At 73.5% G+C, this 25,652-nt stretch carries 27 protein-coding genes; 4 read left to right on the top strand and 23 right to left on the bottom strand.

The features are described 5' to 3' along the window. Positions 1-164 precede the first annotated feature (164 nt). The 13 genes from RQM47_RS12365 to RQM47_RS12425 all read right to left on the bottom strand — a co-directional run bounded on the left by RQM47_RS12365 (position 165) and on the right by RQM47_RS12425 (position 11,904). Positions 165-815, bottom strand: a complete 651-nt coding sequence (locus RQM47_RS12365) for a tetratricopeptide repeat protein (RefSeq protein WP_314009197.1) — start codon at positions 813-815, stop codon at positions 165-167. Continuing rightward, complete coding sequence (locus RQM47_RS12370) at positions 815-1,558, bottom strand: cell division ATP-binding protein FtsE (protein WP_314009198.1); 744 nt, start codon at positions 1,556-1,558, stop codon at positions 815-817. Before RQM47_RS12370 ends, RQM47_RS12365 begins: the two co-directional genes overlap by 1 nt. Positions 1,559-1,634: 76 nt before the next feature. Next, complete coding sequence (locus RQM47_RS12375; protein ID WP_314009199.1) at positions 1,635-2,423, bottom strand: class I SAM-dependent methyltransferase; 789 nt, start codon at positions 2,421-2,423, stop codon at positions 1,635-1,637. 498 nt (positions 2,424-2,921) lie between these two features. Beyond that, a complete protein-coding gene (gene pdxA, locus RQM47_RS12380) occupies positions 2,922-4,013 on the bottom strand; it encodes a 4-hydroxythreonine-4-phosphate dehydrogenase PdxA (protein WP_314009200.1) in 1,092 nt (363 codons plus the stop codon). Next, positions 4,010-4,195, bottom strand: coding sequence for a hypothetical protein (locus RQM47_RS12385; protein WP_314009201.1), 186 nt, complete (start codon positions 4,193-4,195; stop codon positions 4,010-4,012). Before RQM47_RS12385 ends, pdxA begins: the two co-directional genes overlap by 4 nt. An 85-nt stretch (positions 4,196-4,280) precedes the next feature. Further along, positions 4,281-5,795 (bottom strand): leucyl aminopeptidase family protein, encoded by a 1,515-nt coding sequence (locus tag RQM47_RS12390; protein WP_314009202.1) that lies wholly within the window; start codon positions 5,793-5,795, stop codon positions 4,281-4,283. Continuing rightward, positions 5,792-6,031, bottom strand: a complete 240-nt coding sequence (locus RQM47_RS12395) for a hypothetical protein (protein ID WP_311665967.1) — start codon at positions 6,029-6,031, stop codon at positions 5,792-5,794. Before RQM47_RS12395 ends, RQM47_RS12390 begins: the two co-directional genes overlap by 4 nt. Then, the gene (locus RQM47_RS12400) at positions 6,031-6,546 is read right to left on the bottom strand and encodes a zeta toxin family protein (protein ID WP_314009203.1); all 516 of its coding nucleotides are present in this window, start codon (positions 6,544-6,546) and stop codon (positions 6,031-6,033) included. The genes RQM47_RS12395 and RQM47_RS12400 overlap by 1 nt, the downstream gene beginning before the upstream one ends. After that, entirely contained in the window at positions 6,543-7,643 is a 1,101-nt protein-coding gene (locus tag RQM47_RS12405) for a DHH family phosphoesterase (RefSeq protein WP_314009204.1), read from the bottom strand. Before RQM47_RS12405 ends, RQM47_RS12400 begins: the two co-directional genes overlap by 4 nt. Before the next feature lie 397 nt (positions 7,644-8,040). Further along, the gene (locus RQM47_RS12410; protein WP_311665249.1) at positions 8,041-8,562 is read right to left on the bottom strand and encodes a hypothetical protein; all 522 of its coding nucleotides are present in this window, start codon (positions 8,560-8,562) and stop codon (positions 8,041-8,043) included. A gap of 8 nt (positions 8,563-8,570) precedes the next feature. Then, positions 8,571-9,941 carry an NAD(P)/FAD-dependent oxidoreductase gene (locus RQM47_RS12415; protein ID WP_311665251.1) on the bottom strand — a complete coding sequence of 457 codons (1,371 nt, stop codon included), beginning with the start codon at positions 9,939-9,941 and terminating at the stop codon, positions 8,571-8,573. Between the two features lie 173 nt (positions 9,942-10,114). Then, positions 10,115-11,158 (bottom strand): BON domain-containing protein, encoded by a 1,044-nt coding sequence (locus tag RQM47_RS12420; RefSeq protein WP_311665253.1) that lies wholly within the window; start codon positions 11,156-11,158, stop codon positions 10,115-10,117. Positions 11,159-11,220: 62 nt separating this feature from the next. Continuing rightward, positions 11,221-11,904 carry an SWFGD domain-containing protein gene (locus RQM47_RS12425; RefSeq protein WP_311665255.1) on the bottom strand — a complete coding sequence of 228 codons (684 nt, stop codon included), beginning with the start codon at positions 11,902-11,904 and terminating at the stop codon, positions 11,221-11,223. A 250-nt stretch (positions 11,905-12,154) separates the two neighbouring features. On the opposite strand from RQM47_RS12425, the gene RQM47_RS12430 reads away from it, so the two are divergent. Next, complete coding sequence (locus RQM47_RS12430) at positions 12,155-12,319, top strand: hypothetical protein (protein WP_314009205.1); 165 nt, start codon at positions 12,155-12,157, stop codon at positions 12,317-12,319. A 410-nt stretch (positions 12,320-12,729) separates the two neighbouring features. On the opposite strand, the gene RQM47_RS12435 is transcribed toward RQM47_RS12430, so the two are convergent. Both RQM47_RS12435 and RQM47_RS12440 read right to left on the bottom strand, forming a co-directional pair. After that, the gene (locus RQM47_RS12435) at positions 12,730-12,897 is read right to left on the bottom strand and encodes a hypothetical protein (protein ID WP_311665262.1); all 168 of its coding nucleotides are present in this window, start codon (positions 12,895-12,897) and stop codon (positions 12,730-12,732) included. A gap of 86 nt (positions 12,898-12,983) precedes the next feature. Further along, positions 12,984-14,282: an aminotransferase class I/II-fold pyridoxal phosphate-dependent enzyme gene (locus RQM47_RS12440; protein ID WP_311665264.1), complete on the bottom strand. Its 1,299-nt coding sequence runs from the start codon at positions 14,280-14,282 to the stop codon at positions 12,984-12,986. 215 nt (positions 14,283-14,497) lie between these two features. Between RQM47_RS12440 and RQM47_RS12445 the strand changes: the two genes are divergently transcribed. Further along, positions 14,498-14,689: a hypothetical protein gene (locus RQM47_RS12445; protein ID WP_311665266.1), complete on the top strand. Its 192-nt coding sequence runs from the start codon at positions 14,498-14,500 to the stop codon at positions 14,687-14,689. Positions 14,690-14,723: 34 nt separating this feature from the next. On the opposite strand, the gene RQM47_RS12450 is transcribed toward RQM47_RS12445, so the two are convergent. From RQM47_RS12450 to RQM47_RS12475, 6 genes are all read right to left on the bottom strand, one after another. Further along, positions 14,724-15,857 (bottom strand): RNA ligase (ATP), encoded by a 1,134-nt coding sequence (locus tag RQM47_RS12450; protein WP_314009206.1) that lies wholly within the window; start codon positions 15,855-15,857, stop codon positions 14,724-14,726. Between the two features lie 256 nt (positions 15,858-16,113). Beyond that, on the bottom strand, positions 16,114-18,963 hold the full coding sequence (gene carB, locus RQM47_RS12455) for a carbamoyl-phosphate synthase large subunit (protein ID WP_314009207.1): 2,850 nt from the start codon (positions 18,961-18,963) through the stop codon (positions 16,114-16,116). A gap of 80 nt (positions 18,964-19,043) precedes the next feature. After that, positions 19,044-19,262 carry a hypothetical protein gene (locus RQM47_RS12460; protein ID WP_314009208.1) on the bottom strand — a complete coding sequence of 73 codons (219 nt, stop codon included), beginning with the start codon at positions 19,260-19,262 and terminating at the stop codon, positions 19,044-19,046. A gap of 63 nt (positions 19,263-19,325) precedes the next feature. Next, on the bottom strand, positions 19,326-19,787 hold the full coding sequence (locus RQM47_RS12465) for a hypothetical protein (RefSeq protein ID WP_314009209.1): 462 nt from the start codon (positions 19,785-19,787) through the stop codon (positions 19,326-19,328). Positions 19,788-19,921: 134 nt separating this feature from the next. Then, a complete protein-coding gene (carA, locus tag RQM47_RS12470) occupies positions 19,922-21,166 on the bottom strand; it encodes a glutamine-hydrolyzing carbamoyl-phosphate synthase small subunit (protein WP_314009210.1) in 1,245 nt (414 codons plus the stop codon). A 656-nt stretch (positions 21,167-21,822) separates the two neighbouring features. Beyond that, the gene (locus RQM47_RS12475) at positions 21,823-22,500 is read right to left on the bottom strand and encodes a deoxynucleoside kinase (RefSeq protein ID WP_314009211.1); all 678 of its coding nucleotides are present in this window, start codon (positions 22,498-22,500) and stop codon (positions 21,823-21,825) included. 71 nt (positions 22,501-22,571) lie between these two features. On the opposite strand from RQM47_RS12475, the gene RQM47_RS12480 reads away from it, so the two are divergent. Beyond that, complete coding sequence (locus RQM47_RS12480; RefSeq protein WP_314009212.1) at positions 22,572-23,381, top strand: hypothetical protein; 810 nt, start codon at positions 22,572-22,574, stop codon at positions 23,379-23,381. Between the two features lie 26 nt (positions 23,382-23,407). Here the strand turns inward: RQM47_RS12480 and folK are convergent, their stop codons facing one another. Continuing rightward, on the bottom strand, positions 23,408-23,971 hold the full coding sequence (gene folK, locus RQM47_RS12485; RefSeq protein ID WP_311665283.1) for a 2-amino-4-hydroxy-6-hydroxymethyldihydropteridine diphosphokinase: 564 nt from the start codon (positions 23,969-23,971) through the stop codon (positions 23,408-23,410). Next, entirely contained in the window at positions 23,968-24,402 is a 435-nt protein-coding gene (gene folB / locus RQM47_RS12490) for a dihydroneopterin aldolase (RefSeq protein WP_311665285.1), read from the bottom strand. Before folB ends, folK begins: the two co-directional genes overlap by 4 nt. A 198-nt stretch (positions 24,403-24,600) precedes the next feature. On the opposite strand from folB, the gene RQM47_RS12495 reads away from it, so the two are divergent. Continuing rightward, positions 24,601-25,545: a hypothetical protein gene (locus RQM47_RS12495; RefSeq protein WP_311665287.1), complete on the top strand. Its 945-nt coding sequence runs from the start codon at positions 24,601-24,603 to the stop codon at positions 25,543-25,545. Positions 25,546-25,652 lie beyond the last annotated feature (107 nt).

A 25,652-nucleotide genomic window follows, 5' to 3' on the forward strand; every position in this document is an offset into this window, starting at 1 on the left:
CGGGGCGGGGGGAACAGGGCGCGGGGTGAAGCAGCCGCGAACGACGGCGGCGAAGATAGCGACGGGCTCGGGGACGGCCCGATACGGAGTCGGGGCCGGCGAGGAAAGTCGGCCCGCCCCGCCCCGCCGCGGCGCGTCCAGCCAGACGCCGAGGGCGGGGCGGGTTACTCCGTGAGGTCGTCCAGCATCGCCTCCACGAACTCGCGTCGCGCCGCGTCGGCCGAGTCGGCGAGGACGAGGAACCGGGCGAGGTCGACGCGCGCCGCCGCCGTGTCGCCGGCGGAGAGCCGCACCACGCCGCGGTCGAGCGTGTGCCGCGGGTCGCGGGGCGCCAGGCGGACCGCCGCGTCGAGGTCGGCCAGCGTCTCGGCCCACCCCGCCCCGTCGCGGGCCTGGGCCACGAAGGCGCGGTGGCCGTAGAGCCGGTCGAGCGGCGTCGCGTGGGCCGCCCCGCCCTCGGCGGCGTCGATGGCCGCCGTGAGGTCGGCGTAGGCGCGCTCGGCGTCGGCGTCCGGGTCGGTGCCCTCCGCCGAGCGTGTCCAGTAGCACAGCCCGCGCGTGGCGAGCGCGTCGACCGAGCCGGGCACGCGGGCAATCGCCGTGTCGAGCGCGGCGATCCCGGCGTCGGCGGCGCCCGCGCGGCAGGTGTCGAGCGCGGCGGCCACGGTCGCGGCGGCGACCGGCCCGCCCGATCCGCCCTCGGCCGCCGGCTCCGCGCCGCACGCCGCCAGCGCCAATGCCAGCGCGGCGACGAACGCGGGCGGGGCGGCCAGCCGCCCCCTCCCCCGCCCCGCCCGGCCGCCCCGGCCGGCCACTACAGCGACTCCGGGTCGACCTCGACGAGGCGCCCCCGGACGAGCGCGAGCGTCCGCGCGGGGAAGGTCTTGACGAGGCGGTAGTCGTGGGTGGCCATCAGGAGCGCCATGCCCTGGCGGTGGAGGCGGACGAGCAGGCGCTGGACCTCATCGGCCACGCGCGGGTCCAGGTTGCCCGTCGGCTCGTCAGCCAGCATCAGGAGCGGGTCGTTGACGAGCGCGCGCGCGACGCACGCCCGCTGCTGCTCGCCGCCCGACATCTCGCTCGGGCGCGCCTTCGCGCGGTGGCTCAGGCCGACCGACGCGAGCGCCCGCAGCGCCCGCTCCTTCACCTCGCGCCGGCGGACGCCCGTCGCGTAGAGCGCGAAGGCGACGTTCTCGTACGCGCTCCGGTCGGGGAGCAGCTGGAAGTCCTGGAACACGACGCCCAGCATCCGCCGGAGGTGCGGGACGTCCTTCTCCTTCGTCGTGTCCGACGCGTACGGCCCGACGCGGACGAGCCCGCCGGCCGGGCGGACGTCCATGTACAGGAGCTTGAGGATGGTCGACTTCCCGCTCCCGGTCGGCCCGATGAGGTAGGCCATCTCGCCGCGCGCGAGCGTCAGGTTGAGGTCCGACGCCACCTCGACGCGGTGGCCCGTGGGGTCGGTGTAGCCCACGGCCACGTTCTTGATCTCCACGAGCGGGCGCTCGCGCGGAGGCCCGGCGGCGGGCGCGGCGGCGCGGTCGAGGACGGAGTCCATACGGGCGGGGCGGGGGGAACCGGCGAGGCCCGAAGCTACGCGCGGGCGCTACGGCTGAGCGCCGGGCGGGGCGGTTCTAGGCGCGGCGGGCCTGGGCGGGGCGGCGGAGGACCCAGTGCACGCGCTCCGTCTCGGCCGTCGCGGGATCGGTCGAGAAGCCGTCGTAGGCGGCCACCTCGTCGAGCGGGCTCGCCGCCACGAGCGCGCGGACCGCCTCGACCGAGTACGCCCGCTGGACGTGCGTCTCGGTCGTCCGGCTGCCGTTGGGCCGCGTGAGCGTGAACGTCGTCGTGTGGAGGCCGGCCTCGGCGTCGTAGCGGCTCGTGCGGAGGTAGCGGAAGGCGTCGGTCTCGCCGGCGTCGTCGAACCCGTCGGGGTGCGCCAGCGAGTTGGCCGGCGTCGACTGGTCGACGATCGCCACCCCGCCCGGCACGAGCGCGCCCGCGATGTGGCCGAGGAGCGCCGCGACGTCGGCCTCGTCGAGCAGGTAGTTCAGCCCGTCGTACACGAGCACGACGGCGTCGGCGGGCGGGGCGGGCACCGGCTCCCGGAAGTCGGCGACGCCGAACGTCACGGGCCGCCCCGCCGGGTTGCGGTCCGCCCGCTCGGTGGCGGCCTGAGCCACGTCGACCATGTCGGCCGATCCGTCGAACGCGCGGTAGTCGAACCCGTCCGGCGCCGGCCCCATAGGCTGGAGCGCCCGCGCCAGCGCGCCCGTCCCGCACCCCAGCTCGGTTACCGACCGGGCCTCGGGCGCGTGTCGCCGGAGCAGTCCGCGCACGTAGCCGGCCCACATCGGGTAGTCCACATGGGCCATCACGGCGTCGTAGCCGGCGGCGAGGTCGGAGTAGGGCGGGGCGGTCACGGGGTACGGGGTACGGGGTACGGGGTACGGGGTACGGGGTACGGGAAGATGCGGGGCGGGGCGGGGCGGCGCCACCGCGCGGGGCGGAAGACGGCCGGAATTGCAGCGGGCAGCGGGCAGCGGGCAGCGGGCAGCGGGCAGCGGGCAGCGGGCAGCGGGCAGAAGATGCCCCACCCCGCCCGCACCGCGCGAGGGCGGGTCGGTCGTCGTAGCGGCGTTGCATGCAACGCCGTCAGCCGCAGCGGCCGGACGGGGCTGCAGGGGCGACCGACGGTGCGCGTGGGCGGGGCGGGCGGGGCGGATTCGTAGGGACACCACGCGTGGTGTCCGCATCGGGGCACGACGCACCGCCCCGCCCAGGCGGCCGTCGGCAGGCGGGGCGGCGCCGTTCAGGACCGCTCTGCCCGCGTCGGACACGGCAAGCCGTGTCCCTGCGGGTGCCCGTGGTCGGGCGGGGCGGAACGAAACCGGCACCACCCCGCCCGCGCGCCTCATCCCTCATCCCCCCATCCTCCGCCGCGCCATCTGCGCTGCCAGCAGCACGGCCTCCACCATTGAGCCCGGGTCCGCCCCGCCCCCTTGGGGTCCGCCCCGCCCCGCCAGATCGAAGGCTGTCCCGTGGTCGGGGCTCGTGCGGACGATGGGGAGCCCGAGCGTCACGTTGACGCCGGCGCCCTGCGCGATCGCCTTGAACGGGGCGAGGCCCTGGTCGTGGTACATGGCCACGACCGCGTCGAAGCGGGACCACGCGGCGCGGCCGAAGAAGGCGTCGGCCGGGAACGGGCCAGCCACGTCGAGGCCGTCCGCGCGGAGGGCGCCGAGGGCGGGGCGGATCGTGGCCGCCTCCTCGCCCCCGATCACGCCACCGTCGCCCGCGTGTGGGTTCAGGCCAAGGACGGCGAGGCGCGGGACCTCGACGCCCAGGTCGCGGCGGAGCGCGGCGGCGAGCGTCCGGCACACGTCCGCGATGCGCCCGCGCGTGACGAGCCTGGGGACGGCCGAGATCGGGACGTGGATCGTGACGAGCGCCACGCGCAGCGGCCCCCGCTCGGTCTCCGACGCCAGCACCATGACGACCGTCTCGGCGCCGGTCCGCGCCTGGAGAAACTCGGTGTGGCCCGGGAAGTCGTAGCCCGCGAGGTGGATGGCCTCTTTGGAGAGCGGGGCCGTCACCATGCCGTCGACCACCCCGCCCGCTTCGGGTCCGCCCGCGCCGAGTCCGCCCAGGCAGAGGTCGCAGGCGCGGGCGACGGCCGCCATCGCCTGCGCCCCGCCCGCGGCCGTCGTCTCGCCCCAGGCGTAAGCCGCCCCGCCCGCGCCGGGTCCGCCCGTGTCCGCCCCGCCCGTGTCCGCCCCGCCCGTGTCGAGGACGGCGAGGGCGCCGGGCGGGGCGGCGTCGGCGGGGTCCTGCACCGCGTGGACCGGCCCCAGCCTCAGCCGCTCGGCCTGATCCGCCAGCACGGCCGCGCTCCCCACCGCCACCACGCGCGCCGCCTCGCGGACGCGGTCGTCACGAGTCGCTTTCAGGACGACCTCGGGGCCGATCCCGTTGGGATCGCCCAGCGTGAGCGCGAGGAGCGGGCGCGTCACGGCTGCTCGTCGGGCGGGGCGGCGGGTGGAAGGACGAGCGGGGCGGCCGCCGTGTCGGCCTCGCCCGCCGAGGGCGGGACTTCGGCTGGCGTCACCACCTCAGGGTTCGAGAACCCGCCGGGCGAGGGCGCCTCTTCGGCCTGTTCGCATCCAGCGATGCCCAAGCCGAACGCGACTATCATCAAGGCGCGCAACCCATTGCTCCTTTCAGCTAGAGCACCAAATAAGGCGGGGCGGGGCGGTCTCCCCTGCCCCTCGCGGCGCGCGCTACGCGGTCGGCTCGGCGTCATCGGTCAGGAGGTCGAGGAGGAGGCGGACGCCGAAGCCGGTGCCGCCCTTCGGGCGGTAGCCGTAGGCCGAGTCCAGGAAGGCCGGGCGCGCGAGGTCGAGGTGGACCCACGGGAAGGCCGGAGCGTCGTCCGCCCCGCCCGCGCCGTTCTCGTTGGCCGCCCCGCCCTCGTCGTCGGCGTGCGTAAAGTGTTCGAGGAAGGCGGCGGCGGTGATCGTGCCGGCCATCGCCCCGCCCACGTTCGAGAGGTCAGCCACGTCGCTCTTGAGCTGGTCGCGGTAGTGCGGGTAGAGCGGGAGCGGCCACGCGAGGTCGCCCGTCGCGTCGCCGGCGGCGCGGACGCGCTCGGCGAGCGCCTCCTCCCCCACGCGCGTGACGACGGCCGCCACGCGCTCGCCCAGCGCCACGCCCTGCGCGCCCGTCAGCGTGGCCGCGTCGAGGACCCAGCGGGGCGCGTACGTGCGCGCGTAGCTGAGGGCGTCGGCCAGGAGCAGGCGGCCCTCGGCGTCCGTGTTCATCACCTCGACCGTCGCGCCCGAGTGCATCGTGAGCACGTCGCCCGGGACGTAGGCGCGGCCGCCGGGCCGGTTGTCCGACATGGGCAGGAGGCCGATGACGCGGAGGGGCAGCTTCAGGCGGGCGGCGCCGAGGAGCGCGCCCGCGACGGCCGCCCCGCCCGCCATGTCCGCCTTCATCTTGTCCATCGAGTTCTTGGTCGGCTTCAGCGAGAGGCCGCCCGTGTCGTACGTGACCGTCTTGCCGACGAAGACGACGGGGTCGTCGTCCGCGTGCCCCTCCGGCGCCCACTCCAGGACCACGAACCGGGGCGGGTCGAGGCTGCCGCGGTTGACGCCGAGCAGGCCGCCCATCTGTTCCTCCTCGATCCGGGCCTTGTCCCACACCTCGACGCGGAGCCCGACGGCCTCGGCGTCCGCCGCGACCAGGTCCGCCAGGTCGGCCGGCATCTTCTCGTCCGGCGCCAGGTTGACGTAGTCGCGCGCCCGGTTCGTGACGTCGGCGCGGACGTCGGCGCGCTCGACCGCCCCGCCCAGGTCGTCCACCCCGCCCTCGGACCACAGCGCGAGCGACGCGGCGGGCGGGGCGGTCGCCGTCCGGTAATGGTCGAAGCGATAGGCGCCCAGGCGGAACCCCTCGACGAGCGCGGCCGACACGTCGGCGCCCGCGCCGGGCGGGGTGGCCACGACGACGCGCTCGGCCTCGACGCGCGCCGACGCGCGCGCGCCCTCGGCGGCCGCCCACCGCCAGCGCTCCAGGCCGTCCGGCGTGCGCGCGTCGACCACGGCGACCCGGCGCGGGCCGCTGCCGCCGGGGATCAGCACGGCCGCGCCCTTCGCGGTGCGGGCGTCGGCGAGCGCCGTCTCGAAGGCGCCGCCGAACGCGTCGGCCCACGCCGCCGCCCCGCCCTCGTCGACGGGCAGCACGAGGAGGTCGCAGGAAAGGTCGGCGAGCGGGCCGGAGACGAGGTCGGTCATGAGGAACGGTTGGGTGAGGGGGCGGGGTGGTCGGGCGGCGGCCCGGGCGGGGTGGGAAGGTCGGCGGGCGAGACAGGCTCGGCGACGAGCTCGCCGTCGCGGACGACGATGAGCCGCGTGCCCGTCTGCGCCGCGACGCGGCGGGCTCGCGCGGCCGACCGCTGGAGGGCGGCGAGCATCCGCTGGACGTCCTCTGAGGGTGGAGAGCTGGCGGGAGGCACGTCGTTAGAGGTCATTACGCTGATTGATCGAGGAGAATGGGGGCGGAGCCGGAGGTATCGAACAGCGCCCAGTCGTCGACGAGCGGTTTGAACACCGTGTCGAAGTTCCGCCGCCCCGCGTCGAACCGGCGGCGGATCGTTGGGACCGGGATGTCGTGGCCGCCCTGGCGGACGCGCTCGGCGACGCGGGCGATGGCGGTGTCTACGCTGCGGAGGGCGAGGAAGATCAGGGTGACGCGGTAGCCGGCGTCCTGCCACGCCGGGACGGCCTGGGCGTACCCGTGCCCGCTCAGCGTCGTCTCGACCGCGAAGCTCTCGCGCCGCGCTACCGCCTCGTCGACGAGCGCGAGCAGGAGCCGCCCCGCCCGGAGCGCGGCGCGGTCGGGGTCGAACGGCGAGAGCCCCGCCGCGATAAGGTCGGCGTTGAGGTACCGCAGGTCCTCCGCCTCTCCGGGCAGGTAGTCCCGGGCAAACGTGGTCTTTCCGGCCCCGTTCGGCCCGGCGATCAGGACGGCGCGGGGGCTCTTCACCCCAACGACCCCTTGAACTGGGCGAGCAGCGCGAGGTCGTCCGCCGACATCTCGTCCGTCTCGGCGGCCTCGGGGTGGGCCGTCACGTGGGGCGGGGCGGCGTCGACGACCTCCTTCATGGTCCGCCTAAGCTGACCGTTCTTGACGAACGCGCCCGAGGCGTTGGCGTGGCCGCCGCCGCCGAACTGGTTCGCCCAGCCGTTGATGGGGACGTCGCCCTTGGAGCGGAACGAGATCTTGACCCCGCTCGGGATGTCGAGGAAGATGGCCGCGGCGACCACGCCGTCGAGCCCGAGCGCGTAGTTGATGAGCCCCTCAGTCTCGTCGAAGAGCGCGCCCGTCTGGCGAATCATGTCGCCGGTCACGAACATGGTCGCGAGGCGCCCGCCGTAGTGCGTCTGGATGGTGCCGAGCGCCGTCCCCAGGAGCGCCAACCCGCCCCGGCTGCGCCCGTCGAAGATGGCGACGTGGATGGGCTCGGGCCGGAGGTCGCCCCGCTCCAGCACGTCGGCCACGATGGCGTGCGTGCGCGGCGTGGTCGCCCCGTAGCGGAACGAGCCCGTGTCGGTCATGATGCCGACGTAGAGGGCCGTCGCGACGGCCCGGTCCACGAGCTCCGGGTCGATGCCGACGATGAGGTCGTAGGCGATCTCGGCCGCCGCCGCCGCGTCGGTCCGCACGCAGGCCGTGTCGAACCAGCCCTCGGGGTCGGGGTGGTGGTCGAGCAGGAGGACGGGCTTGCCGGCCTGACGGAACGGGGCCTCGGTGTCGCCCATGCGGTGCCCCGCGTTCGTGTCGCAGACGAGGAGCACGTCGGCCTCGGCGACGGCCGTGGCTTGGGCGAGGTTGCCGGACTCGTAGGTCTGTACGAGGCCCTCAGGCTGCTCCTCGACGAGCCAGTCGAGCGTGCGCGGGGCGGGGTCCGCGTTGAGGACCGTGACCGTCTTGCCGAGCGCGAGGAGCGCCCGCGCGACCGCGATCTCGGTGCCCAGCGCGTCGCCGTCCGGCCGGGTGTGCGTGGTCATGACGACCCGGTCGGCGGCGAGGAGCCGCTCGCGGACGGCGGCGAGGTCGGGCGAGTCGTGGACGAGCGGCATCGGGCGGGGGCGTGGGGGCCGGGAAGCTAGCCGGGCGGGGGGCGGGGCGGGTGAAGAGCGGAGAGAGCGGAGAGAGCGGAGAGAGCGGAGAGAGCGGAGAGAGCGGAGAGAGCGGAGAGAGCGGAGAGAGCAAGGTGCCCGCCCCGCCCGCGCAGCGCAAGGGGGCGGGGCGGCGTCGCAGCGGAACTTTTCGCCGGCCGCCCCGCCACCTGCTCTACCTGCTCTACCTGCTCTACCTGCTCTACCTGCTCTACCTGCTCTACCTGCTCTACCTGCTCTACCTGCTCTACCTGCTCTACCTGCTCTACCTGCTCTACCTGCTCTACCTGCTCTACCTGCTCTACCTGCTCTACCTGCTCTACCTGCTCTACCTGCTCTACCTGCTCTACCTGCTCTCCTACCGCCCCGCCCGCGCGAGCCCGTCCAGGTCGACCGCCCGCGCCGCCGCCTCGGCCGCCGCCGCGTCCGGGCTCTCGGCCTCGACGAGGAACCGGCGGCCGGCGAGTACGCGGACCGTGTGCGGACGGCCCACCCCGCCCGACGCCTGGGCGGGGTGGCCGTCCACGTCGAGCGGGGGCGGGCCGCCGAGCGCCCAGCCGTAGCCCATCATCTCGGCCATATCGGCCGTGCCCAGGTCCGTCACCGAGAGCGACAGGTCGGGGCCGTACGTCGCCGAGGCCCGCGAGATCTCGGCGCCGAGCGCGGCGTCGGCCGTGTCGCGGACCGCCTGCCGCGGCTGCATGCCGACGGACGCCGGGAGCCACGCGCCGAGCGCGGACGCGTCCAAGACCGGCGGTGCCTCGACCCCGACCGCCCCGCCCGCCGCGCTAGAGGAGGGCGCCGCCCCGCCCGGCGCGGCGGGGTCGCCGCAGGCGGCGAGCGCGAGGGCGAGCGTAGCCACGAGGGTGGGGCGGGGCATCCGGCCGCTCATCCGAGGCGCGGGTCGCGCGAGCCGCCGATCGGCGGGGCCGCCACGTCCACGGTCGGGGCCGTCGAGAGGACGGGCCGGGCGGGGCGGGCGGGGTCGGGCTCGGCGGTGAGGATGAGGCGCGGGCCGCGGTCGTACGCCACGTAGTTGTAGGCCCAGTTGAACAGGACCGCCGTTCGGTTGCGGAAGCCGACGAGGTGGACGACGTGGACGAGCAGCCACCCGACCCACGCCAGAAACCCCGTCATGCGGAGGCCGCTGGGCATCTGGAGCACGGCGGCGTTCCGCCCGATCGTCGCCATCTGCCCCAGGTCGTGGTACACGAACGGCTCGTCGGACGCCGCCCCGCTCGCGGCCGCCTCGACGAGCCGCGCCACGTGCTTCCCCTGCTGGATCGCCACCTGCGCCACGCCGGGGTACAAGTTGCCCTCGGCGTCCGACGCGCCCGCCGAGTCGCCGATGACGAACACGTCCGGCCGGCCCGGCACGCGGAGCGTGGCGTCGACGACGACGCGGCCGCCCTTCGTCTGCTCCAGGCCGAGCGCGTCGACGAGCGGGTTGGCCTGCACGCCGGCCGCCCAGATCACCGTGGTGGCGTCGATCCGCCCGCCGTCCTGGAGGTCCACGCCGTCCACGTCGACGCGCTCGACGTGCGTCCCGAACCGGAACTCGGCGCCCTTCTTCTCCAGCGCCTCGACCGTGTACTCGCGGAGCTCGGGGGCGTAGCCCGAGAGCGGGGCGCGGTCGCCGTCGACGAGCACGACGCGCGCCCGGCTCACGTCGAGGTGCGGGAAGTCCTTCGCCAGCACGTGCGTGAGCTCGCGGATGGCCCCGGTCATCTCGACGCCGGTCGGCCCGCCGCCGACGACGACCGTCGTGAGCACGCCGTTGCCGACGAGCGACGGGTCGGCGGAGGCGGCCTCGAACTGGCGGAGCATGTGGCTCCGCAGGGACACGGCGTCGTCGATGTTCTTGAGCGGGAACGCGTGCTCCTCGGCGCCCTCGACGCCGTAGTACGTCGTCGACGCCCCCGGCGCGAGCACGAGCACGTCGTAGTCGACCGCCCCGCCCCCGTCCAGCAGCACCCGCTTCGCCTCGAAGTCGACGTCCACGACGAGGCCCAGGAGGACGTCCGTGTTGGCCTGCCGGCGGACGATGTGGCGGATGGGCTGCGTGATGTCGTCGACGTCGAGCCCGGCCGTCGCCACCTGGTACAGGAGCGGCTGAAACTTGTTGTAGTTGTTCCGGTCGACGACGAGGACCTCGACGGCGGCGTCCCCGAGCGCCTTCACGCACTCGATCCCGCCGTGGCCGGCGCCGACGACGACGACGCGGGGGCGCGTTCCGGGCGGGGCGGGGCGGGGCGGCATGGGTCGGTGGGGCTGCGTGGACTGGGTACGCGCAGGCGCCGGGCGGGTTGGCCCCTTCACGAAAGCCTCCCCCCGCTCCACGAGCCGCGCGGACGGTCCTGACAACGAAAAAAGGGGCGGAGCCCGAAGGCCCCGCCCCGCCCCCGCTGAGCGGGGTGGACGTGGTCGAGCGGCTACGACCCGCTGCTCGACGAGTCCGAGGACGAGCCCGACTTCGACGACTTGCTGCTCGACTTGGACCCGGAAGTCTTGGACGTGCTCCCCGACGAGGAGCCCGAGCCGCTGTCGTCCGAGTCGTCGTCCTCAATCGTCAGCCGGTTGTGGACGTCGTCGACGCCGCGGACGGACTCGGCGAGGTCTTCGGCCCGGCGCTTCTGGTCGCGGCTCTGGACCGTCCCTGAGAGCGTGACGTGCCCGTCCTCGGCCGACACGCTGACGCTGGAGGCGTCGATGCGGCCGTCGTCGGTCAGGCGCTCGTTGACCTGCTCGGTGATCCGCTCGCTCGACCGGGAGTAGTCCTCCGGCCCCATCCCACTCATCGGACCCGGGACGAGGACGTACTCCGTGTAGGTGTAGTACGTGTCGTAGCCCTGGTCCTGCCCGCGGCCGTAGCCCGAGCGGCCGTAGTCGCCGGACTGACCTGACCGGCCGTAGCTCCGGTTCATCATGCCCGAGTCACGGTCGTACATGCCCGACCCATACGAGCCGCCGTCTCGGTCGTAGCCGCGGTTGCCGTAGCCACCGCCACGGCCGCCGTAGTCGCTACGGCCGTAGTCGCCGCTACCGTAGTCGCGGTTTCCGTAAGAGCCGCCGCTGCGGTTGCCGTAGCTGCGGTCGTCGTAGTCGCCGTACATCCGGCCTCCACGGTCGCGGTCGTAGTCGCCGTCGCGGCCGCTACCGTAGCTGCGGTCCGAGTCGTACCGGCGTCCGCCCATGTCGGAGCGGTCGTAGTCAGAGCGGTCGTAGCCTCGGCCGGACGTTTCGTAGTCGCGGCCGCTGCGGCCGCCGGAGTAACTGTCGCCGTAGTCGCGGCTGCCGTAGCGGCCGCCGGAGTAGCCACCGCCGCGGTTGCCGCCGCCGTCGTTGTAGTCCCGGTCGCTGTACGTCCCCTGGCCGTAGCGGCCTCGGGAAGACGTGTAGCGGTCGTTGTTGTCGTTGTCGCAGTCGTACCCGCGGAAGTCGTTGCGATCGTCGTCGCGGTCTGAATAGCGTGCCATGATAGAATGGAGAGGTAAAGAGGGGGCGGGGTGGGTCCCCGCCAGAGAAAGGGCGGGGTGGTCTAGTAGTAGCCGCGGTCGTCGTCGTACGGTCGCCCGTACATCCGGCCGCTGTCGTACCGGGACGAGCGGTCGTAGTCGCTGGAGCCTCGGCCGTAGGAACCGGAGCGGTTGCCGGAGCGGTCGTACGAGTCGCGGTCGGAGTCTCGCGAGTAGGACCGGCCGGAGTCGTCCCGCTCGTACCGGCCGCGGAAGCCGTTGTCGTCGCCGAAATCGCGGACGTAGTTCCGGTTGTAGTCCCGGTCGTAGCGGTCCTGGAGGTAGCGCTCGCGGTCGCGGTCGTCGCCCCGCCCGTACGAATCGCGGTCACGGTCGCCACCCCGCCCGTAGTTGCGGTCGTTGTCCCGCCCGTAGTCGCGGTCGTTGCCCCGCCCGTACGAGTACGAGTCGCGGTCCGAGCGGTAGCGGTTGCGGTCGGAGCGGTCGTCGTCGTAGGAGCGCCGGTACGTCCGGTCGTTGTCCGAGCGGTCGCTGTAGGAGCTGCCGTAGGACCGGCGGTTGCGGTCGCTGTCGCCGTAGAAGCGGTCGCGGTCGGAGCGCATGTCGTCGCGCCGGCGTCGGCGGTCAGCGTCGTCGTCGCCGAACCAGGAGCGGACTTCGTCAGAGGCCCGGTCGCCAAAGCTCCGGTCGTCGTCGTAGCGCCCGCTGTAGGACCGGCGGTTGCGGTCGTCGTCGTAGCGTGCCATAATGAGGAATAGAGTTATGAAGGGAAGAGAGGGAGCGCCCAGCCCGGAAGTCGGGCGCAGGTTTCTCACCGCGCTTTGACCTTCTCAGATCCGTCCGAAAGCCCTTTTCTAGCCTGATGAGGCTGAAAGCAGGGCAGGCCCGGCGAGGCCTCGCGGAGTCGTCTCACGAGTGGAACCGGCAACCCCTGAGCGCGATGCGGAACCTTATGACGCACCGCGTCATTTATGCCGCACCGCACCATACGATGCCATGAAGCCCTCCCGCTCGTTCACCCTCGCGGCCTTGACAATCGCCTCCCTCCCCGTCGCCGTGGGCGCCTTGCTGTGGAACGGTGTCCTTCGGAGCCGGTCGCTGTGGCTCAACCTCGACCCGTTCGAGATCGACCTCGAGCTCCACGAGCGCAACGACGATTGACAGACGCGCGCTAGTGGTGCGTCAACCGTCTTCCGATGGGTCCGCTGAGAGCTGTTGCGTGTCTCGTGCTGCGTGCCCTCGGGGACGTAATACGGAACACGCAGCACCATCTCACCTCATCAGATCAACTCTGACGCAGCACTAGGCGCCCTCTCCGCGAACGGCTGAGGAGAGCGAGTGCCTGCAAAGCCATGGGCGATCCGCCACCCCGCCCGCTGCGCCCTTGGGCTTCTACCGGCTCGGAGAGCGTGGCGCCTTACCCAGCTATCCAGACCACCCCGCCCAGCAGGTCGCTGCCTGAGCGGGAAGGTTTGGTTACGCGAGCGACGGAGCGGGGCGGCTCCAGTCGTCATCCACTCGCCCTCGTCGTAGTCGCCGCGCCTCTCGACGCCGCGGCCGCTGTGCCCGCCCTACTCCTCGTCCGCCTTGCGCCCGTCCTGGACGCGGTCGAAGGCGGGGTGGTCGGGGTCGAGGTGGACGTCCGGCTCGGTCGGCTCGGTAAAGAGCCCCATCGCTTGGGGGTCTTCGTCCTCGGACACGTTGGGGCCGTCGGGGCGCTGATCGGGCTTGTCGCTCATGGGTCGGGGCGGGGTGGCGCCGGGTCGTACGCCCCTCCCCTCGCGGCGTTCGCCGCCCCGCCCGAGCGCCGGGCGGGGCGGACAGGCTAGGCCTCTTGGCAGGAGGCGCCTTCAGGGGCGAACCGCGCCCACGCCTCGCCCACCACCTCGACAACGCGGTCGATGTCGGCGCGCGTGTGCGAGGCCATGACGCTAAACCGGAGCCGCTGACGGTGGACGGCTACGGCCGGGTACTCGACGGCGTTCGCGAACACGCCCTGGTCGTGGATAAACCGGGCGGCCTGGCGGAGCGCCATCCCCTCGGGCACCGGGAGCGGCACGATCGCGGTCTCGGGGTCGACGTCGAAGCCCAGGCTCCGGAGTCCGGCGGCGAAGTACGCCACGTTGTCGTGGAGCCGGGCCACGAGGTCGTCGCCGCGCTCCAGGAGGTCGAGCCCGGCCAGGACGGCCGCGACCGTCGACGGCGGGAGCGCTGACGAGAACACGTTGGCCCGCGAAAAGTGGCGGAGGTAGTCGGCGATGTCTCGGCTCGTGCAGACCACCCCGCCCGTGACCCCGAACACCTTGCTGAACGTGCCCATGAGCACGTCGCAGTCGTCGGCCACGCCGAAGTGGTCGGCCGCGCCGCGCCCCTGCCGGCCCACGACGCCGACGCCGTGGGCGTCGTCGACGACCACGACGGCGTTGTGGCGCTTCGCGAGCGGGACGATCTCATCGAGCGGGGCGATGTCGCCGTCCATCGAGTACACGCCCTCGACGCACACGAAGGCGTCGCCGTCGCCGTGCGCGTCGAGGTGGCGGCCGAGGTCGGCCACGTCGTTGTGGCGGAACTTGACCGACGCCCCGCCCGCCAGCCCCAGCCCGTCCAGCGTCGAGGCGTGGCTCCGGTCGTCGTAGTAGACCACGTCGCGCTTGCCGACGAGCGCCGACAGCAGGCCGACGTTGGCGCCGTACCCGCTCTGGTAAATCACGGCCTCCTCGGTCCCCTTAAAGGCCGCGAGCCGCTCCTCGAGCTCGCGGTGGAGCCCCGAGTACCCGCTGAGGATCGGCGGCCCACCCACGCCGGCCCCCCACTCGCGGATCGCCGCGGTCATCTTCTCCTCCACGTAGGGGTGGTTCGTGAGCCCGAGGTAGCTGTTGGACCCGAACATGAGCATCTCCTTCTCCTCGCCCGTCCGCGTGTCGAGGACGTTGACGGTGCGGTCGACGGCCGACGTCACGACGCGGTGGTACAGCGACTCGCCGCGCCCCTGGACGCGGCGGATCCACTGGGAGTAGGCCCGCGTCCGGTCGCGGACGCCGAGGCGGCGGCTCTGGAGCAAGATGGCCCGGAGGTCCATGTCGTCGGGAAACTCGGCGTTGGAGGGGGAGTGGGGAATGCTCATAGGAGTGGTGGGGAGCAACGGGGAGGGTGGGCTTCGGCAAGTCCTATGCCCTAGCGGAGACTAGGGGAATCGAGCAACTGGTGACGCCCAACCAGCTTCTTTTCTTCCTCTTGTAGGATCAAACCGTACCCTCCCCATACTCTGCTGCCCCCATCGGCGTCCCTCTCTCTTCCTCCGACCCTCCCTCCTTGTCCGAAATCGCTCGCCTGGCCGCTATGTCCCAGACCTCGCCGCTCCCCGACGTCCGTCTCCGCGTCCTCCAGGTCGCCGACGGCGATGAGGTCTACGCCGACGCCCTCCGCACGATGATGTGGGACGCCTACGCCGAGGCCGGCCGGCCGCTCGGCGCGAGCGAGGACGCCATGTGGCTGTGGTGGTCCTACGGCCAAGCCACGACGGTCCAGTAGCCGCATCGTGGGAGCGGGCGCGCGGGCGGGGCGGTCAGGTGTACTCCGTCCCCCCCTTCCGCGTGAGGTAGTCGTCGCTGACGGACTTGAGCTGGACGCGGCCGACGTGGGGGTCGTCGCGCTCCGTCGTCGGGCGCACGACGACGCCCTCGCGGAGGTGCGCGCCCGCCCCGCTCACGGCCTCCGCCCCGCCCGTGAAGCGGGCCAGCGCGGCGTCCGAGTACGGCCCGCGGTAGAGGGCGGGCACCCGGTCGAGCCCCATCGCCGCGCACGCGCGGTCGAGCGCCGCGTCGTCGAGGTAGGCGCCGTGTCCGCGCCGGCCGACGTAGACGTCGAACACGCGGAACCCGAGCCGCCCCGCCCCGGCGTCCGCGCCGTAGTGGAGGTCCTGGACGCCGGCCCCGAACACCTCGCCGACGACGAACACGGGCTCGTCGAGCGCGCCCGCGTCGTCCCCGAACGCGCGGAGGACGGCGTCGGCGACGCCGTAGTCGGTGGCCGTGCGCGTGTAGAGGGTGGCGTCGCCCTCGCTGGTGTCGAATGCGAGGCCCTTGGCGCCGAGCCCCTTCGAGAACACGACGACGCGGCCGTGGGCGGGGTGGGCGAGCGCCTCCGGCAGCACGCCGACGCCGAGGAGCGTGCCGTGAACCTTCTCGGTCATCACCACCTCCTCGCCGTCGACGAGGACGTCCGGCCACCGCTTCACGTTCTCGACGTCGTAGGCCAGCGTCCGCTCCTGGCCCGCCGCCCACACGGCGCCGGCCATCGACGCCGGCACGGGCGGCACGTACTTCTCGACGCCGAGGAACGCCGCGTAGTCCTCGCCCTCTCGGACCTCTACCGCCCCGCCCGCCCCATTCGTGAGCGTGCCATCCGCCCCCAGCGGCACGACGAGCCCTTGCGAGAGCACGCCGCGCAGCCGGATCGCCTTGACCCGGTTCTTCTGGCTGCCCGCGAGGCGCCCCACGAGTCCCAGCCGCTCTTGCAGGTACTCGGGGACGATGGACCCCTCGGGCACGTAGACTGCGAGGTCGCCCGTCCGGTACCGCCCCTTTACTACGACGGCGCGGTAGCCGCCGACGGCGGCCAGTTCGAGGGCGTCGGCGTTGCCGTGCGGCTCGACCGTCAGGCGGACGGCCGGGCATTCGGTGCGAACAGGCTCTTCCATCGGATCGGGCGGGGCGGCGGCGAGCGGGCCGTGAAGGTCGCCCGTTCCTCGACCGCCCCGCCCTCGCCACCGCGCGAACAGACAGGGCGGGGTGGCGAGCGGTCTGCGTCGCGCGGTGACGGGCCGTTGCCGACCGCCCTGCCTCGGCGCGCGGGCGGGGCGGCTACCGCGATAGGTCCCGCACCGTCCAGGCGCGGACCCAAAGGGCGGACCCAAAGGGCGGACCCAAAGGGCGGACCCAAAGGGCGGGGTGGCGTCAGCGGCTGAGGTACAGGTTCCGCATCTCGAACGGCTTCGAAATGTGGGCGTCCGTGATGTCGTCCACGAAGGCGATGGCCTCGCCGGTCGACTTCATCTCCGGCCCGAGCTCCTTGGCCACCTCGGGGAACTTGTCCCACGAGAACACCGGCTCCTTGACAGCGAAGCCTGTGAGCTGGCTCTCCAGCGCCCCGCTCTCGCGGAACTCCTTGAGCTTAGCGCCCAGCATGAGCTTGGCCCCGATGGCCGCGATGGGCACGCCCGTCGCCTTGGCCACGAACGGGACCGTGCGGCTGGCGCGCGGGTTGGCCTCGATGACGTAGACGTGGTCCACCCCGCCCTCCGTCTGCACAGCGAGTTGCGTGTTCATCAGGCCGACCACGCCCAGCCGCTTCGCGATCCGCGTGACTGTCTCGCGGATCACGTCCTGCGTCTCGTCGGAGAGCGAGTACGGCGGGATGACCGCCGTCGAGTCGCCCGAGTGGACGCCGGCCGGCTCGATGTGCTGCATGATCCCGGCGATCCACACCTCGTCGCCGTCGGCGAGGCAGTCGACGTCGACTTCGATGGCGTTCTCGAGGAAGCGGTCGAGGAGCACCTCGTTGCCGGGGAACATCTCGAGCACGCGGGCCACGTACTCGGCCACCTCGTCCTTGTTGATCGCGATCCGCATGCCCTGCCCGCCCAGCACGTAGCTCGGGCGGACGAGCGTGGGGTAGCCGATCTGCTCCGACACCTCGACGGCCTCCTCGACCGTCCGCGCGATGCCGTAGGGCGGGAACGGGATGTCGAGCTCCTCCAGCACCGCCGAGAACTTCCCGCGGTCCTCGGCCAGGTCCATCTTCTCGAACGGCGTCCCGAACAAGGGGATGCCGGCCTCCAGCAGGTTCTCGGCCAGCTTCAGCGCCGTCTGCCCGCCGAGCTGGACCATGACGCCCGCCGGCTGCTCCAGGTCGATCACGTCCTTGACGCGCTCCCAGAAGACGGGCTCGAAGTACAGCTTGTCCGCCACGTCGAAGTCGGTCGAGACCGTCTCCGGGTTGCAGTTGATCATGATGGCCTCATAACCCATCTCGCGCGCCGCGAGCACGCCGTGGACGCACGAGTAGTCGAACTCGATGCCCTGCCCGATCCGGTTCGGACCGGAGCCCAGGATCAGCACCTTCTCGCGGTCTGACCGCACGGATTCGGTCTCGCCCTGGTCGTACGTCGAGTAGAAGTACGGCGTCTGCGCCTCGAACTCGCCGGCGCACGTGTCGACCACGCGGTACGTCGGCCGCAGGTCGAGCGCCTCGCGCCGCGCCCGCACCTCGGCCTCGGTCGTCTCGGTGAGGTACGCGATCTGGACGTCGGCGAACCCGTTCTGCTTGAGCTCCAGGAGGGCGGGGCGGTCGATGCTCTCCAGGGCACGGCCCTCGATGCTCCGCTCCAGCGCCACGAGGTCGCGGATCTGGTGGAGGAACCACGGGTCGACGCGCGTCACGTCGTGGACCTCGGCGACGGACGCCCCCAGCCGGAAAGCGTGGCGGACGTGCAGGAGCCGGTCCCAGTACGACTTGGCGAGCCGGTCGCGGACGACCTGGCGGTCGGCGTCGTCGCGGTCGGCACCCAGCCCGGCGAACCCTTGCTCCAGGCTCTGGAACGCCTTCTGGAGCGACTCGGTGAACGTGCGGCCGATCGCCATCGCCTCGCCGACCGCCTTCATCTGGGTCGTGAGCTCCTCGTCGACGCCCTCGAACTTGTCGAAATTCCAGCGCGGCACCTTCGTCACCACGTAGTCGAGGGCGGGCTCGAAGCACGCGCTCGTCCCGGTGATCTCGTTGGGCAGCTCGTCCAGCGTGTAGCCGACGGCGAGCCGCGCGGCGACTTTGGCGATCGGGTAGCCCGTCGCCTTGGACGCGAGCGCCGACGACCGCGACACGCGCGGGTTGATCTCGATCACGATCATGCGCCCGGTCTCGGGGTCGACCGCGAACTGGATGTTGCAGCCGCCGGCGAACGTCCCGATCGAGCGCATGGCGCGGATGGCCGCGTCGCGCATGGCCTGGTACTGCGGGTCGGTCAGCGTCTGCTGCGGGGCGACGGTCACCGAGTCGCCGGTGTGGACGCCCATCGGGTCCACGTTCTCGATCGAGCACACGATGACGACGTTGTCGTTCCGGTCGCGCAGCAGCTCCAGCTCGTACTCTTTCCACCCGACGAGGCACTCCTCGATGAGGACCTCGTGGACGGGCGAGAGCTCGAGCCCGCGCGTGACCTTGGCGTCGAACTGGTCGGCCGTCCACACGATGCCGCCCCCCGCCCCGCCCATCGTGAACGACGGGCGGATGACGACGGGCTGGAACCCGAGTTGGCTCCCGGCCAGCTCCTGGGCGATCTCCTTGGCTTCGAGCAGCGACTTGGCCACGCGGCTGCGGGCCTGGTCGATCCCGACGGTCTCCATGAGGTCGCGGAACGCCTGGCGGTCCTCGGTGATGTGGATGGCGTCGATGTCGACGCCGATCACGTCGATCCCCTCGCGCTCCCAGTAGCCCTGCTGGTGGAGCGTGTCGGCGAGGTTGAGGGCCGTCTGGCCGCCCATCGTCGGGAGCACGGCGTCGGGCCGCTCCTTGGTCACGATCTCTTTGATGGACGCCGGCGTGAGCTCCTGGAGGTAGACCGCGTCCGCCATCATGGGGTCGGTCATGATGGTCGCCGGGTTCGAGTTGACGAGGACCACGCGGTAGCCCTCGGCGCGGAGCGCCTTGGCGGCCTGCGTGCCGGAGTAGTCGAACTCGCACGCCTGCCCGATCACGATGGGGCCGGAGCCGATGAGGAGGATCGAGGAGATGTCGGTGCGTTTGGGCATACGGCGGTACGGGGTACCAGGTACGGGGTACGGGCGGGGTGGCGGTGTACCGGGTACCCTGTACCCAGTACCGGCCGGCGTTAGCCGGCGGAGAAGCCGCCGACGGTCTTGGTCTCCTCGCGCTCGATGACGACGAGGGCGGCGAACTGGGCCGCGCCGTCGGCGCCGCCCGCCCCGCCCATCGCCGACGTGGACAGGAGGCGCCAGTCGTCGTTGAGGTGGTCGGTGAGCGCGGCGACGGTCTCGCTCTCCTCGCCGGGCGCGTAGTGGACGACGAGGGCTTTTCTCTCTTTGGCCATGGTTCTAGGGGCGGGGTGGTGGGCGGGCGGTGAGCGGGCGGGGCGGTCGGCGGGCCGCCCGAGCTACGCGTCCAGGTCGCGGCCGGCGAGGAGGGCGCGGAGGGCGGCCACGTCGGTCTGGTCACGCGGGCGGAGCGAGTCGGCCTTGAGGCGGATCAGGCCCTCGGCGCCGAGGAAGCGGACGGCCGCCCCGCCCACGTCGTGCGGGGCGGAGAACGGGAGGAGGTCGGCGTAGGTGTGGCCGGACATGACAGTGAACAGGTCGATGTCGAAGTCTTCAGCGACGCGGACGGCGCCTTCTTCGAGGGGGAAGTCGCTCATGTCGAGCTCGGCCGCCGCCCCGCTCCCGAACGTGGCGAGCGTGTCGATAAGACGGCGGAGGTTGGCCGCCCCGCCCTCGACGAGCAGATCCACGTCGTCCGTGACGCGGACGTAGCCGGCGCGGGCGACGTCCAACCCGCCCACGACGAGGAACCGGACCTCAGCACGGGCGAGGGCGGCCAACGCGCTTTCGAACGTGAGCATCGGGGTTCGGGGTGGCGAGGCCGAGCGCGCGGACGTCCTGCCGGAGCCGCCACACAACGGCGAGCGGGTCCTGGGCGGGGCGGCGGCCGACCGTCTTGCGGATGCGCCCGCGCGGGTCGGGCGGGGCGGGGCGGCTATCCGACACTAGAGGGCGCCTCGGTCGGCGCGGCGGACGGCGCGGGCACGGCCGGCTCGTCGAGCGGCTTCCCGTCCATGAGCCGCACGAACTGCTCGAACAGGTAGCGGCTGTCGTGCGGGCCGGGGCACGCCTCGGGGTGGTACTGGACCGAGAAGCCGGGGAAGCGGAGAAAGCGCAGCCCCTCGACCGTGTCGTCGTTGAGGTTCCGGTGGTCGACCTCAGCCACGCCGTCCAGGCCCGCGTCGCGCACGGCGAACCCGTGGTTCTGCGTCGAGATCTCGACGCGGCCCGTTTCCAGGTTGAGGACCGGGTGGTTGGCGCCGCGGTGGCCCACCTTCATCTTGAACACCTCCAGCCCTTCGGCGAGGGCCAGGAGCTGGTGGCCGAGGCAGATCCCGAAGGTCGGCGTGCCCGTCGCGATCACGCCGCGGGCCGTCTCGACGGCCTCGGGCATGGCGCGGGGGTCGCCCGGCCCGTTCGAGAGGAACACGCCGTCGGGCTCCCACGCCATCACGTCGGCGAGCGGCGTGCCGGCCGGGAACACGCGGACGTCGCAGCCCAGCCCGGCGAACGACCGCAGGATGTGGCGCTTGACGCCGTAGTCGTAGACGGCCACGCGGTGCGGCCGCCCCGCCCCGCCCCGCCCGTTCGACGCCGCGCCGGCGTGCGTCTGGCCGGCGTGCGGTCCACTCTCGGCGGGCACGTCGTAGGGCGCGTCCGTCGAGACGCCGCTGGCCAGCTCCAGCCCCTCCATGCTCGGCGCCGCCTTGGCCTTGGCGACGAGCGAGTCGTCGTCGAGGTCGACCGACGAGACGACCGCGTTCATCACGCCGCGCTCGCGGATGTGGCGGACGAGCCGCCGCGTGTCGACGCCCGAGATCCCGACGAGCCCGTGGCGCGCCATGTAGGCGTCGAGCGTCTCCTCCATCCGGCTGTTCGACGGGTGGCGCGAGAACTCCCGCACGACGAGGCCCGCCACGTGCGGGCGGTCGGCCTCGGTCGCCGCCTCGAAGGCGCCGTAGTTGCCGATGTGCGGGTAGGTCATCATCATGAGCTGCCCAGCGTAGCTCGGGTCGGTCAGGATCTCCTGGTACCCGCTCATCGACGTGTTGAAGCACAGCTCGCCGGTCGTCTCGCCGCGCGCGCCGACGGCGGTGCCGGTGACGACGGTGCCGTCTTCGAGGGCCAGCTTGGCCGGCGCGGGCGGCGCGCCGGCGGGGCGGTCGGGGGTCTCAGGCATGGGCAGGCGGTAAAGGCGGGGGCGGTCGGTAGAACGGGGAGACACAAAAAAAGCCTCCCGGAAACGAGAGGCTCAGCGGCCGGCGGGCCGGGGCGGCAGGTCCGCGAAGGCGGAGAGCGGGTGCGTCCAGGGGGAGGGCATGGGGCCAGCGTCTCGGGCAAAGCTACGGGCAACACACACCGTGCCACCCCGCCCCGCCCGGATTCACGCCGCGTTCCGGGAGGGGCGGGCAGTGGGGGGAAGACGACCGCCCCGCCCATGCCGCGGGCGGCGGGTACCGTAGGGCGACGGCCGTTCGCCCGTGGGCGGGGTGGGCACGGCGGATTCGTAGGGACACCACGCGTGGTGTCCGCATTGGAGGACGGCACGCCGCCCGCAGAACGCGACGGCGGCACGGCCGCGGGCGGGGCGGCGCCTGGTCGTGCGGCGCTGCTCGCGTCGTCCACCACCCCTAGCCCCTCCTGGCCAGGAGGGGGACTGCCGCTGCCTCCAATTGACGTCGGCCTCGCCTGTCACCGCCCCGCCCAGGTGTGAACAGGCGGGGCGGAACAAAACCGGCGCCACCCCGCCCACGCGCTCCCCTTTCCCCTTTCCCCTTTCCCCTTTCCCCTTTCCCCTTTCCCCTTTCCCCTTTCCCCTTTCCCCTTTCCCCGAGCCTAGAACGCCAGCTGCATCGTGCGGGGCGGGTTGAAGTACGACGTGCCCCCGCGCACCGACGCCACCTGGCGGACGAGCTCCTCGAACGTGGCCGGCTCCCCGACGAAGTCGATCCGGCTCGCGTCGACGATGAGGAGCGGGCTCTTCGTGTAGTGGAAAAAGTAGCGGTCGTAGGCCTCGGACAGCTCGGCGAGGTAGTCGCGGTCCATGCCCGCCTCGTACACCCGGCCCCGGAGGGCTACGTTGTGGAGGAGCCGGTCGACCGACGAGCGGAGGTAGACGACGAGGTCGGGGACCGGCGCGGCCGGCTCCATGAGCCCATAGAGCGACTCGTAGAGCCGGAGCTCGTCGCCGGAGAGCGTGACGTGGGCGAAGATCCGGTCCTTGTCGAACGTGTAGTCCGCGACGACGTGCGGGGCGAACAGGTCGCGGGCGGCGAGCGCCTTCTGCTGGCGGAACCGGCTGGCCAGGAACGCGAGCTGCGTCTGGAACGCCCAGCGGTCGCGGTCCTCGTAGAACGTGCCGAGGAACGGGTTGTCCTCGAACTCCTCTAGGACGAGGCGCCCGCCGGCCCGCTCGGCGAGCATCCGCGCGAGCGTCGTCTTGCCCGCGCCGATGACGCCCTCGACGGCGACGTAGCCGAGGTGGGAGGGAAGCGCGGGCGGGCGGGGGCTCATTTAACGTGGGGGGCGGGGTGGCCGAAAGGTCGGGACAGACTCGCCCGAGCGCCTCCCCGCCACCACTCCCCATGACCGCCGCCCCGCCCCGCCCCACTGGCCTACCGCCCCGCCCGACCGTCCCGCCCGGCTGGCACGACACGGCCGCCGCCGTCCCCCGACGAGACCAGACGGTCCGCGTCCTGACCCGGTACGGGGCCGACCACCAGGCCCAGTTCGTCGTGGCCTTCACGGCGGACTGGCCCCAGGGCGTGTGGTGGTCGATCCAGAACGGCCGCGTCACGATCCCCTTTGCCGACATCGTCGCGTGGTCGCCGGACCCCGAAGCCCGGCCGCCCCGCCCGGCCCCGGCCAGCGAGCCGGACGGGCCGCGCCCAGCCCTCGTCGGCGAGGTGCTCGCGGAGGTCGGGAAAGTGGGCGGGCTCATCCGGCTCATCCCCGAGGCCTCGGCCGACTGGACGCCGCACCCGGGCGTCGCCTCGCCCCGGACGCTCGCGTGGCGGCTGGCCCAGGTCGTCGCGCGGCTCGAGCTCGTCTTCGCGCTCGACGCCGTCGAGCTCGGCCTGGAGCCCGCCGCGCCCGAGGCCGGCCCGCTCCGGGAGGCGGACGCGACCTACGGCGCGAACGCCCGGGCCGCCGCCGAGGCCGCCGCTCGCGCGACGGCCGCCTCGCTCCGCGCCCCGTGGCAGCTGGAGCGGGGCGGGGTGGCCGTCGCCACGATGCCGCGCGGGAACGCCGTCCGCGCCTTCGGGATGGCCCCGCTCGTCTACCACCGCGGCGAGCTGGGCGTGCTCCTGACCGCGCTCGGCGTCCATGTGCCGCACCCGTACCCGCTCTGGTCGTTCGGAGGGCCGGGGGGCGAGGCCGCGCCCCTCGACTGAGGCGGCCGGCCCCGCCCAGGCGCCCTCTATCCGAGCACGAGCGCCGTGCGGTCGACGCGCGAGCGGTCCGGCGTCGCCGCCAGGAGCTCGGCGACGGTCGCGCCCAGGCCGGGCACCGCGAGGTCGGGGGCGAGGTCGGCGAGGGGGCGGAGCACGAACCGGCGCGCGGCGAGCCGCGGGTGCGGGACCACGAGCGGGGCGGCCGCCTCTCCCTTCCCCGCCCCGCCCGGGATCACGAGGGCGCCGTAGAGGAGGACGTCGACGTCGAGCGGGCGGGGCGACCAGGGCGCGGCGTCGGGGTCCCGCCCCGCCCGGCGCTCGGCGGCCTGGGCAACCTCGCGGAGGAACGCCTCGGGGCGCAGCCGCGAGCGGACGCGGACGGCGGCGTTGAGGTGGTCGCGCTGCGGCGGGGCGCCCGGGAGCACGTGGGCCTCGGTCTCGTAGACCGGGCTCGCCGCCTCGACGGCCGTCTCGGCGTGCCCGTCCAGGACCGCGACAGCCGCGCGGAGCGCCGCCAGCCGGTCGCCCACGTTCGAGCCCAGGCCCACGTAGACGTCGACCGGCCGGTCCAGCAGGCGGTCCGCGCTCACCGCCCCGCCCGCGCCGACCCACCCTGCGCCGCGCCGCCCGGTGCCGCGCCGGCCGAGCCCGGCGCGCGGCCCTCGCGCCGGACCGTGACCTCGGCCCGGTCGCACGGCCCGCCGACGGGCGGGTTCGGCTTGCGGACCGTCGCCTCGACGGCGGCGAGGGCGGGATACGCCGCGACGACGGCCTCGGCGATCTGCCACGCGACGCGCTCGATGAGGTAGGCCGGCCGGCCCGTCACCACGTCGCGGACGAGGGCGTAGACCCGCTCGTAGTCGACCGTCTTCGAGAGGTCGTCGGTCTCAGCCGCCGGCCCCACGTCGAGCGTCATCGCAACGTCGACCTCGTAGCGCCCGCCGATCCGGTGCTCCTCCTCCATGACCCCGTGGTGCGCGTAGAACACGGCGTTGACAAGGCGGACGGTGGAGAGCGACATCGGGGCGGGGCGGGGTGAGGCCGCTAAGATCGCGCGCCGCGCGGACGGGCGGGGCGGCACGGCGCTTGCCCGACTCCGCCCCGGCACGCCTCCCGCCCAGACCGCCCGCCCGCCGGCCTCGGCGGTTACCGATCTACCCCCCGGCGGGTCCTTATCTCCCCCTGACCCGGGCGCCCCCGCCCCGCGCTCCCGCGACCGATGCCTGAGCTCACCCTCCCCCTTGCCGCGAGCCTGTTCGTCACGGTGGCCGCCGCGGCGGTGGTCCTCGCCGCCGCCGTCGTCGGGGCCGCCCTGGCCGTCGCCCGCGGCCGCCGGTGGGACCGCCCCGCCCCGGCCGGCGACGCACTCGTCGGCGAGCTCCGCGCGATCGGGGCGCAGATGGAGCAGTCGCTCGTCGAGCAGCGCCACCAGGGCGAGACGCAGCGGCAACTGCTGGCCCAGAAGCTCGAGGGCGTCCGCGAGACGATGGACGAGCAGTCCCACGCGGTCGGCGGCCTCCGCAACGAGTTCCGCCACGAGGTCCGCCGGCGCGACGCGGAGATGGAGCAGATCCGCCACCAGATCGAGACGATACGGATGGGCGCGGCGCCCGCCCGGGCCGCCCTCCCCCCGCACGAGCCGGCCAGCGCCGGGACGTCGGGCGACGGCGCCGCCCCGCCCGCTGCCGCCCTGCCCGAGGCCGCCGCCCTCCCGGACGACCCGCCCCCGATCGACCGCCTCGACCTCTCGCAGCTCGTGCCCCCGGCCGCCCCCGAATCCGCCCCGCCCGACGCGGCAGGAGACGGGCTCCCCGACCCGTCCGACCTCGACATCTTCACGCCCATGTCCTTCGCCGCCCCGCGACCCGACGGCGACGCGGCGTGGATCGCGCGGGCCGACCGCGCGGGCGGGGCGGACGTCGACGGGCCGCGCCCCGAGGGGGCCGAGGACCTGACGGTCATCGGGTCGGTCGACGCGCGCACGCAGGCCGCCCTCTACAAGGCGGGGATCCTCACGCTGGACGACGTGGCGCGGATCGGACCGGGCGCGGCGCAGCGGCTGAGCGAGGCGGCCAGCGTCTCCGAGGACATGATCCTGAACCAGTGGGTGTTCGAGGCCCAGGCCGTCCTGTTCGACCGCTTTAGCCCGACGACCCGAGCGTAGCGGACGGGGCGGGGCGTGTCGCGCGCCTCGTGCTCCGGCTAGCGCAGCGCCAAACCCGACGTGACGAGTCGGCGGGTGGTGGCATAGCGTGTTGCGCCGGCCTCGGA

It is taken from the genome of Rubrivirga sp. S365, from assembly GCF_032248475.1.
Lineage (GTDB): Bacteria > Bacteroidota > Rhodothermia > Rhodothermales > Rubricoccaceae > Rubrivirga > Rubrivirga litoralis.